This is a genomic window from Vibrio sp. Y176 (assembly GCF_033438945.1).
Genome location: NZ_JAWOQS010001020.1, coordinates 1 through 549 on the forward strand (window position 1 = coordinate 1; position 549 = coordinate 549).

Below are 549 nucleotides of genomic sequence, written 5' to 3' on the forward strand. Positions count from 1 at the left end.
GTTATCAAAGCCCAGTTCCACTTCAGCAAAACTCTGCTCACGCTGCGCTGGAGTCAACTCCGGCATGATTGAACGAGCAACTTTTTGGATATTTTCGAAATGAAGAGGGTCTACCTGCGCCAGTTTTTTCTCTTTACGAGAGTTGAACGCAGGTTTCGGCATATCCGCCATATCGCCATTGAGGAACAGATCAATCGCTTTTGCCGCAACTCGCCCATCCCCCACCGCTTCAACCGCAGTCGCAGGACCACGACGAAAATCACCGATACTGAAGATATTGCCCGTACCCGTGTGCATGGTTTGCGAGTCGGACTCAGATGTGTTCCAACGCGTTAGAGGAATGGACAGCTCATCGTTTTCTAAGAAGCTGAGATCCGGCTTTTGCGATACCGCTGCAATCACGGTATCAAATGCTTCAGTAAAGAACTCACCCGTTGGTTTCGGGCTACGACGACCAGACGCATCTGGCTCACCTAACGCCATTCGTTCTAATCGAATTGCCTTCACCCGGCCGTTTTCATCCGCGATGTTTTCCGCCGGATTCGTTAA

The 549-nt window shown here is 50.6% G+C and carries 1 pseudogene; it reads right to left on the minus strand.

Going from position 1 to position 549, the window contains the following annotated elements:
- Positions 1-549: pseudogene (locus tag R7O13_RS29975) on the minus strand (formate dehydrogenase subunit alpha); the annotation flags it as partial.